Genomic DNA, 8,960 nt, shown 5'->3' on the forward strand with positions numbered 1-8,960 from the left:
TTTGGCCCAAACGCAAAAGAATTCGACCGAAACACGAATGCAGGTCAAGGAGGCGCTCTGTAAAGAGGCATGGCGGCGATAAGCCGATGTTTGCGGCCCGCGCTGGAGACGAATTGAGATGGTTGCAGCGTTCCCCGGGACCAGGTCCCGTTTCGAGAAGACGACGACATCGATCCTGCTGGCGGTGAGCTTCTGCCACCTGCTCAACGATGTGATGCAATCGCTTCTTGCCTCGCTCTACCCGCTGTTCAAGGCAAACTACGCTCTCGATTTCGTCCAGATCGGCCTGCTGACCATGACCTTCCAGGTCACGGCCTCGCTGCTGCAGCCGGTCGTCGGGATGGTGACCGATCGTTGGCCGATGCCCTATTCCCTGCCGGCCGGGATGGCCTGCACCTGCGCCGGACTGATCCTGCTGGGCAATGCGCATAGCTTTGCGATGCTGCTCATGGCGGCGAGCCTGATCGGCTTCGGTTCCGCAATCTTCCACCCGGAGGCGTCACGGGTGGCTCGCCTTGCCTCCGGTGGCCGCCACGGCCTGGCGCAATCGCTTTTCCAGGTTGGCGGCAATATGGGCTCGGCCATCGGACCGCTGCTCGCGGCCTTCGTGGTGTTGCCATTCGGCCAGGGCAGCGTGGCGTGGTTCTCGGCCATAGCGATGCTGGGCATGATCGTGCTCGGCTGGGTCGGGGCCTGGTATGCCGGTCATCGCCGCCAGAATGCCAGCCGTCCTGCCGTCAGTCGCACGCTGCCGTTGCCGCAGGGGCGCGTCGCATTGGCGTTCCTCATCCTCGTGCTGCTGACCGCGACCAAGAATGTCTACATGGCCAGCATCTCGAGCTATTTCACCTTTTACGTGATCGACCAGTTCCAGCTCGGCATGCGCGATGCGCAGCTGATGCTGTTTCTCTTCCTTGGGGCAGCCGCAGTCGGGACTTTTCTGGGCGGGCCGATCGGGGACCGGTTCGGGGCGCGTTTCGTGATCTGGTTCTCGATCCTGGGTGTGATCCCGTTCGCGCTGCTGCTGCCCTATGCGAGCCTGTTCTGGACGGGCGTGCTGAGTGTCGTGATCGGCTTGATCTTCGCCTCGGCATTCTCTGCGATTGTCGTTTTCGCGCAGGAACTCGTGCCCGGCCGTGTCGGCCTGATCGCCGGCGTGTTCTTCGGCTTTGCCTTTGGCGCGGGCGGACTTGGAGCGGCCCTGCTCGGCAACTTCGCCGATACGCACGGTATCGCCTTCGTCTACCGCGTCTGCTCCTACCTGCCGCTGCTGGGGCTGCTTACGATCCTGCTGCCTCGCCTGCCGCAAAGAGGCGAGAGCTAGGCCCGGAAACGCTCAGGCTGGATAAGTACGCTGCGGATGGTCGCGTCGTTGATGGCCTCCACCGTGGCGGTGCGGAGCTTCGCAGCGACATCCTTCGGCGTACCCTTCGGCACGACGAAACCATACCAGGCTGTCGCCTCGTAACCGGCCCAGCCGCTTTCTGCGACCGAGGGCACCTCGGGGAAGAGCTTGGCCCGCTCTTTGCCGGTCACCGCCAGCGCGCGCACCTTGCTGCCTTCGATCAGCCCGAGAACCGACGGCACGGTGGTGATCATGAAATCGGACTGGCCGGCGAGGAGGTCGGTCAGGGCCGGGCCTGCGCCACGATAGGGCACGTGCACGGCAGTGAACTGCGCCATCTGCGCCAGCAGAACGGTGGCCAGGTGGCTGGCCGAACCGTTGCCGGCAGAGCCGTAGGTCAGTTTGCCCGGATTCTTCTCGCCGAAGCTGATCAGGTCCTTGATCGTTTTGTGGGGCGAATTCTGCGCCACGACGACGACCAGCGGAGCTGCGGAAATCAGGGTGATCGGGTCGAAGGCCGTCAGCGGATCGACCTTGACGTTCTTGAACAGGTGCGGGTTGACCACCATCGGGCCCTGATTGGCCATCAGCACGGTGTAGCCATCCGCGGGAGAGGTGGCGGCCTGTGCGGTGATCAGGTTGCCGCCGGCCGATCCGTTATTCTCCACGACAAGCGACTGGCCAAGCTTTTCTCCAACGCCCTGGGCGACCAGACGCGCGATCGCGTCCGTTCCGCCGCCGGCCGCGTAAGGCACCAACAGGCGCATCGGCCGCTCGGGAAATGCTGCCTGAGCGAATGCCAGCTCAGGCAGACAGGCGCTGGCGGCTGCAGTCGTCAGCAGGCTGCAGAAGTGGCGACGCGTCGGTGTCATGATGGGAATTTCCTCCGATTGCAGTCCCTTCTGGCAGCGCGCCAATCGCGCTGGCGGGGACGATGACATGGCCTTCAAAGATACGGCGCGCGGTGCGCACCAGGCTGGCTCTGGCAACCTGGCCAGATGCGTCGAGAGCGAGGTCGACCTGGATACGGCCGCTCGGATGTTCGATCGTCACCAGCGAGGCGGCGTCCGCGAGACCTACCTCCTGTGCAACGCTGCCGGCGACCTGACTGGCGACGGCGATGCAGAGTGCGCCGGTGACGGCATGGCTGCGATGGCAGCGGTCCGGCGTGAAATAGCGTGAGGTCAGGCTGCCGCCCTGGCGGGCCGTCGAAAGCAGTCCGATCTTGGGAATGACCCGGCCGGCGACGTCGCCAAGACCCATGCGCCTGCCCGCCTCGCGCCGGATTTCCTCCAGCCGCGCCAGCAGGGCCGTATTCGCGTCGAGCTCCGCCGGCATCTCGTCACCGGCAAGGCCGAAATCGGTAGCGCGGACGAGCAGCATCGGCGTGGCATAGTCGATCAACGTGACCGGCACACCATCGATCAACTCGCGCGGCTTGCCGGTCGGCAGCAGGGAGCCGGTCTTGGAGCCGACGGCTTCGAGGAAGGTCAGCTTGATCGGGGCTGCAGTGCCTGAAACGCCGTCGATCGCGGTTGTGCCGTCATACTCGACACGTTTGCCGGGGGTCTGCACCACCGCCTCGATCAGCGAGGCGGTATTGCGGTTGTAGATCCGAACCATCGTCTCACCATCGCATGCCGGCACGAGGCCGGCCTCGATGGCGAAGGGGCCGATGGCGGAGAGCATGTTGCCGCAGTTCGGACCGAGATCGACATGAGCCCGGTCGACTGCGACCTGGGCGAAGAGGTAATCGATATCGGCATCCGGGCGTGACGCGTTGCCGACTATGGCGACCTTGCTGGTTAGCGAATTGCCGCCCCCGATCCCGTCGAGTTGCAGCGTGTGAGGCGACCCCATTGCTGCGAGCAGCACGCGGTCGCGCGCCTCCGGGTCAGCCGGCAGATCGGTTTCCAGGAAGAACGGGCCGCGGGATGTGCCGCCGCGCATCAGCACGCAGGGAATGCGCAGGGCACGTGCATGAGTGGGCTTGAGCGGATCGGGCAAGGGCGGCGTCCAGCGGTGAGTGACGGGCTCTCATCCCAGATCGTGAAACCGCTGTGAAATGCAGAGATCGGTGTTATTGATGCGCCATGAGCATCAATTTCGAAGCGCTTGATCTGCGCGCGTTCATCGCGGTGGTTGAACTGGAGGGGTTCCACCGCGCCGCAGAGGCCCTCAACATGTCGCAGCCGGCGCTGAGCCGGCGCATCCAGCGGCTCGAGGCAGCGGTCGGCGCGGCCCTGCTCGAACGCACGACACGGCGCGTGGCGCTGACCATGGTCGGGCGCGAGATGCTGCCGCTGGTGCGGCGCATGCTGGACGAGTTCGATTCATCGATCTTCGCGATGCGCGATCTTGGCACGAGGCGAGCAGGGCAGATCGCGCTCGCCTGTGTGCCGACGGCCGCGTTTTACTTCCTGCCCTCGGTTATCGCACGGTTCTCGGAGCAGTATCCCAATATTCGGTTTCGGATCCTCGACCTCTCGGCCAATGACGGCCTGGAGAGCGTGGCGCGCGGCGAGGTCGAATTCGGCATCAATCTGCTCGGCGGCTCCGATCCCGATCTGAACTTCGAGCCGCTGCTCGAAGACCCGTTCGTCCTCGCCTGCCGGCGCGACCATGCCCTGGCGAGCAAGCCATCGCTCGCCTGGGCCGATCTCGAAGGGCATCCACTGGTCACCGTCAGCCGGGCGAGCGGCAATCGCGCCATCCTCGACGCGGCCCTGGTGCGGGTCGGTGTGCGGCTGGACTGGTCCTTCGAAGTCACGCATCTGTCGACCTCGCTGGGGTTGGTCGAAGCCGGGCTTGGCATCTCGGTTTTGCCGCGCCTTGCAACGCCGACCGGAGAGCATCCCATCATCGTGACGCGCCCGATCCGCGATCCGGAGGTCTCGCGGACCATTGGCGTGGTGCGTCGCCGCGGCGTTCGCCTCGCTCCGGCTGCGGAGCGCTTTCTCGATATGCTGCTGGGGACATGGCGAGGGCCTTTGCCTCAGCGGAAATAAGAGCCTGCCCGCGCGGCTGGCCGCGGCGCCCAAGGCAACAGGAGATCGGGGACGGATATGCTGCAAAACTATTCCACAGGCGCATAACATCGAACCCAAATTGCATTAGCCAGCATCGGGCCGAGCGTGGCATCGTTAGGTCATCGAGATGGTTGAGCGCTGGCTTCAGCGCGTTTTTCGTTGGAGCAAGGCGTGTCGGCCTACGATGACGTTCTTTACCCCGCGCTTGAGCCTTACCGCGCTTTTCGGCTTGCGGTGGGGGGCGCGCATGAACTCCATGTCGAGACCAGCGGCAATCCGGACGGCATTCCGGTCGTTTTTCTGCATGGCGGTCCGGGCGGCGGCACTAAGCCAGCCCAGCGCCGGACCTTCGACCCTGCCGTCTTCAATATCGTGACCTTCGACCAGCGCGGTGCCGGGAAATCGACCCCGCATGCGGAACTCGACGGCAACACGACGCAGGACCTGATCGCCGATCTGGAGCGTATCCGCAGCCATCTTGGCATTGAGCGCTGGCTCGTCACCGGCGGGTCCTGGGGCAGCTGTCTTGGGCTCGCCTACGGCCAGAGCCATCCCGAGCGCTGTCTCGGGTTCCGTCTGCATGGCATCTTCATGGCGCAGCGCTCGGAGATCGACTGGTGGTTCCAGGGCTCGCGTATGATCTTCCCAGATCATTGGGAGGCTTTTGCCGAATTCGTGCCGGAGGCGGAGCGCCATGATCTGCTCCTGGCCTATTACAAGCGCCTGACCAGCGACGATGCCGGGTTGCGCGCTGCCGCTGCCGTCAGCCTCAGGACCTTTTCGGCGCAGACCCAGACGTTCCTGCCCGACCCGGACCATGTCGCGACGCTGACCGACACTGACGCCGCGCTCGCGATCTCCCGGATCTTCACGCATTACTGCATGAACGGGGCCTTCCTTCCCTCCGGCCAATTGCTGAGCGACATCGGTCGCATCCGCCATTTGCCGGCCGAGATCGTGCAGGGACGCTACGATACGGTGACGCCGATGAGCACGGCCTGGCAGCTGAAAAAGGCCTGGCCCGAAGCCCGGTTCACGATCGTGACCGAGGCGAACCACGCAGCGACGCCGAATGCGCCGGCGTTGTCGCAAGCCCTGCGCGAGGCAACGGACCGGTTGCGCGATGTGATGCTGGCCCAGGCGGCCTGAGGGAGAGCCCATGTACGAGGCCGCAAACCAGATTCGCATCGGCATCGAGCCCTATCTCGAGGTCCGGAGCGCAAAGAGCCCCGCCATCGCGCCCGATGGCGAATTGCTGGCCTATCTCAGCGACGAGAGTGGCACGCACCAGATCTGGCTGCGGCCGCTCGCGGGCGGAGCGCCCTGGCGCCTGACCGATATGCCGGAGCCGATCGGCGCGATCTCCTTCAACCCCAAGGGCCGCGACCTCCTCTTCACCATGGATTGCGGTGGCGACGAGCGGCACCAACTCTGGTTGGTGCCGGGCGCCTCGGGAGTGCCTGAGCCGCTTACCGACGATCCGACGGTCGTTCATGCCTGGGGCGCCTGGGCGCCGGACGGACAACGCATCGCATTCACCTCCAATGCCCGCGATTGCGAGCATATGGACGTCCACGTCATGGATCTCGCCACGCGCACCGCCAAGCGCGTCCATCAAGGCTCCGGCTATCGTGAAGCGGTCGCCTTCTTCCCCGATGGCAAGTCGCTGCTCGTCGCCAACGCCACGCGTTCGATGAGCGATCAGGACCTGCATCGCCTCGATCTCGAGACTGGCAGCCTCACGCCATTGCTGCCGCATGAGGGCCGCGCGCGCTATGTCGTCAGCCGCATGAAGAAGGATGGCAGCGGCTTCTTCTTCGTGTCCGATCAGGGGCGCGAGCATCTCGGTGTCGCCTTCTGTGCACTGGCCGAGGGGCGCGTCACCTGGATCGTCGAGCGGGAGAAGCAGGATATCGAGGCGATCGCGCTCGCGCCCGACCAGGGCCGCCTCGCCTATGTGGCGAACGAGGAAGGCTGGAACCGCGTTTTCATTCGTGATCTCGCGACGGCCGAGGAGTTCGAGGTCGCCGGCTTGCCGCGCGGGACCATCGGCTCGGTGGCCTGGGTTCCCGATGGCAGCGGCCTCGTCTTCCCGCTCGATGGTGCGACCTCGTCTCCCGATATCTGGCGCTTCGATGTGGCTACGCGCACGGCAACGCGGCTGACGGATGCATCCAAGGCAGGTCTCGATTCAAGCAGCTTTGTCGAGCCCAGCGTCGAGCGCGTCGCGAGCTTTGACGGTCTCGAAGTGCCCTTCTTCGTCTACCGGCCGCGGAGCAAGGCTCCGGCGGGCGGCTACCCGGCCGTGGTCGTGGTACATGGCGGACCGGAAGCGCAGTGGACGCCGATCTTCCGGGCCGATCTGCAGTTCTTCCTGAGCCAGGGCATCATGGTCGTCGCCCCCAATGTGCGTGGCTCGACCGGCTATGGCCGCGCCTACCAGCATCTCGACGACAAGCATCTGCGCATGGACAGTGTCGCGGACCTCAAGGCGGTGCGGTTGTGGCTGCGCGAACAACCGGAGGTCGATGACGAGCGCGTCGCGGTCTATGGGCGCTCCTATGGCGGCTTCATGGTGCTCGCCGCGCTGACCGAACAACCCGAATTGTGGAAGGTCGGCGTCGAGTTCTACGGCATCGCCAATTTCCTGACGATGCTCGAAACCACGGGGCCGTGGCGCAAGTATCTGCGCGCGGTCGAATATGGCGATCTCGTTGCCGATCGGGACGACCTGATCCGCTTCTCGCCGATCCACAAGGCAGGCCATATTCGCGCGCCGCTGTTTATCGCGCAGGGGCTCGACGATCCGCGTGTGCCTCCCGGCGAGAGCGAGATGATCTATTCGGTGCTGCGCGGTCGCGGCCATCCGGTCGAGTATGTCCGCATCCCGCATGAGGGCCATGGCTTCGCCCGGATCGAGAACCGGCGCACGGTCTTCGGGGCCGTCGCACGCTTTCTGCGTAAGCATCTGTGACAGCATCTGGAATACGAGAGGACGCCATGCGTAATTCAGAGACGATCTGGCAATTGGTCGATGCCAAGCGGCAGCCCTTCGAGGCGCTGAGCGACCGGGTCTGGGGCATGCCCGAGATCGCCTATACCGAGTACCGCTCGGTCGCCGAGCATACGGCGATGCTGAAGGAACAGGGCTTCCGCGTGACCGAGAATGTCGCCGGCATTCCGACTGCGGTGATGGGCGAAGCGGGCGAGGGCGGCCCGGTGATCGCCTTCCTCGGCGAATATGATGCGTTGCCCGGCCTGAGCCAGGAGGCGAATATCGCCGAGCCGCGCCCGGTCGAGGGTGGCGGACATGGCCATGGCTGCGGCCACAACATGCTCGGCTCGGCCGCGCTGCTGGCCGCGACCGCGCTCAAGGACTGGCTTGCCGAGACGGGGCGCCCCGGGCGGGTGCGCTATTTCGGCTGCCCGGCGGAAGAGGGTGGCGCAGCGAAGGCCTTCATGGTTCGTGCCGGCGCCTTCGACGATGTCGATGTGGCCATCACCTGGCACCCGGCGTCGATGACGCGGGTCGACGAGGCGCTGTCGCTCGCCAATACGCGCATGGACTTCCACTTTACCGGCCGCGCTTCGCACGCGGCGGCGGCGCCGCATCTGGGACGCAGCGCACTGGATGCCGTCGAGCTGATGAATGTCGGCGTCAACTACATGCGCGAACACATGCCGTCGGATGCCCGCATCCACTATGCCATGCTCGATTCCGGCGGTATCGCGCCGAACGTCGTGCAGGCTTCGGCAAAGGTGCGCTATGCGATCCGCGCCCGCGACCTCGCGGGCATGCTGGAACTCAATGAACGGGTCAAGAAAGTTGCCGAGGGGGCGGCGCTGATGACCGAGACCAAGGTCTCGATCTCGATCATGAGCGCGGTTTCCAACATGCTCGGCAATACGCCGCTCGAAGAGGCGATGTTCCAGAACATCCAGCGTCTCGGGCCCGTGCCGTTCGACGATGCCGACCGCGCCTACGCCGCCCAGATCCAGGCGACGCTGAGCGAGGCCGACATCCTGAACGACTATCGCCGCACCGGCGTCGCGCCGCGCGAGAACACCCCGCTCTGCGATTTCGTGATCCCCAGGGATGCCAGAGGCGTGCCGATGGTCGGCTCGACCGACGTCGCGGATGTCAGCTGGAAGGTGCCGACCATCCAGGCACGCGTCGCGACGCATGCCATCGGCACGCCCGGCCATTCCTGGCAGATCACGGCGCAAGGCAAGGCCCCGGCCGCGCATAAGGGCATGGTTCATGCCGCCAAGATCATGGCCGGTACGGCCGTCGACGTGATGAGCGACGAGACGCTGCTGGCGCGCGCCAAGAAGGATCACCAGGAGCGGACGACCAGGACGCCCTATATCTGCCCGATCCCGGCCGAGGTGAAGCCGCCGATCCAGCCGCGGCCCGAAGCCGCCTGAGCCTTTCAGCCGGGCCTGCGCGGGAGACACAGCGCAGGCCTAGCGACCACAGCAAGTCTTGACCAAGAACAATTACGAGAGCGGGAACTGACCATGGCCAAGCAAGACCAGTCGACGGAGACGCGCGCGCCTCGCGCCGCGCGGTATCTTCTCTCCAG

Annotated in this window: 7 protein-coding genes; 5 read left to right on the forward strand and 2 right to left on the reverse strand. The window is 65.3% G+C overall.

The window, feature by feature from the left end; genetic code table 11:
* Nucleotides 1-118 precede the first annotated feature (118 nt).
* Nucleotides 119-1,324: an MFS transporter gene (locus AC1D34_RS25265; RefSeq protein ID WP_441488111.1), complete on the forward strand. Its 1,206-nt coding sequence runs from the start codon at nt 119-121 to the stop codon at nt 1,322-1,324.
* Here the strand turns inward: AC1D34_RS25265 and AC1D34_RS25270 are convergent.
* Nucleotides 1,321-2,217, reverse strand: a complete 897-nt coding sequence (locus AC1D34_RS25270; RefSeq protein ID WP_476825684.1) for a Bug family tripartite tricarboxylate transporter substrate binding protein — start codon at nt 2,215-2,217, stop codon at nt 1,321-1,323. The genes AC1D34_RS25265 and AC1D34_RS25270 overlap by 4 nt on opposite strands.
* Complete coding sequence (locus AC1D34_RS25275) at nt 2,150-3,352, reverse strand: 4-oxalomesaconate tautomerase (protein ID WP_476770900.1); 1,203 nt, start codon at nt 3,350-3,352, stop codon at nt 2,150-2,152. The genes AC1D34_RS25270 and AC1D34_RS25275 overlap by 68 nt, the downstream gene beginning before the upstream one ends.
* Before the next feature lie 86 nt (nt 3,353-3,438).
* On the opposite strand from AC1D34_RS25275, the gene AC1D34_RS25280 reads away from it, so the two are divergent.
* From AC1D34_RS25280 to AC1D34_RS25295, 4 genes are all read left to right on the forward strand, one after another.
* Entirely contained in the window at nt 3,439-4,353 is a 915-nt protein-coding gene (locus AC1D34_RS25280; RefSeq protein ID WP_476825685.1) for a LysR family transcriptional regulator, read from the forward strand.
* A gap of 192 nt (nt 4,354-4,545) precedes the next feature.
* Complete coding sequence (pip, locus tag AC1D34_RS25285; protein ID WP_476825686.1) at nt 4,546-5,523, forward strand: prolyl aminopeptidase; 978 nt, start codon at nt 4,546-4,548, stop codon at nt 5,521-5,523.
* Between the two features lie 10 nt (nt 5,524-5,533).
* Nucleotides 5,534-7,348: a S9 family peptidase gene (locus tag AC1D34_RS25290; protein ID WP_476825687.1), complete on the forward strand. Its 1,815-nt coding sequence runs from the start codon at nt 5,534-5,536 to the stop codon at nt 7,346-7,348.
* A 26-nt stretch (nt 7,349-7,374) separates the two neighbouring features.
* Nucleotides 7,375-8,802 carry a M20 family metallopeptidase gene (locus AC1D34_RS25295; protein ID WP_441504494.1) on the forward strand — a complete coding sequence of 476 codons (1,428 nt, stop codon included), beginning with the start codon at nt 7,375-7,377 and terminating at the stop codon, nt 8,800-8,802.
* Nucleotides 8,803-8,960: the final 158 nt, after the last annotated feature.

The organism is Allobosea sp. P1_A7, assembly GCF_056406775.1.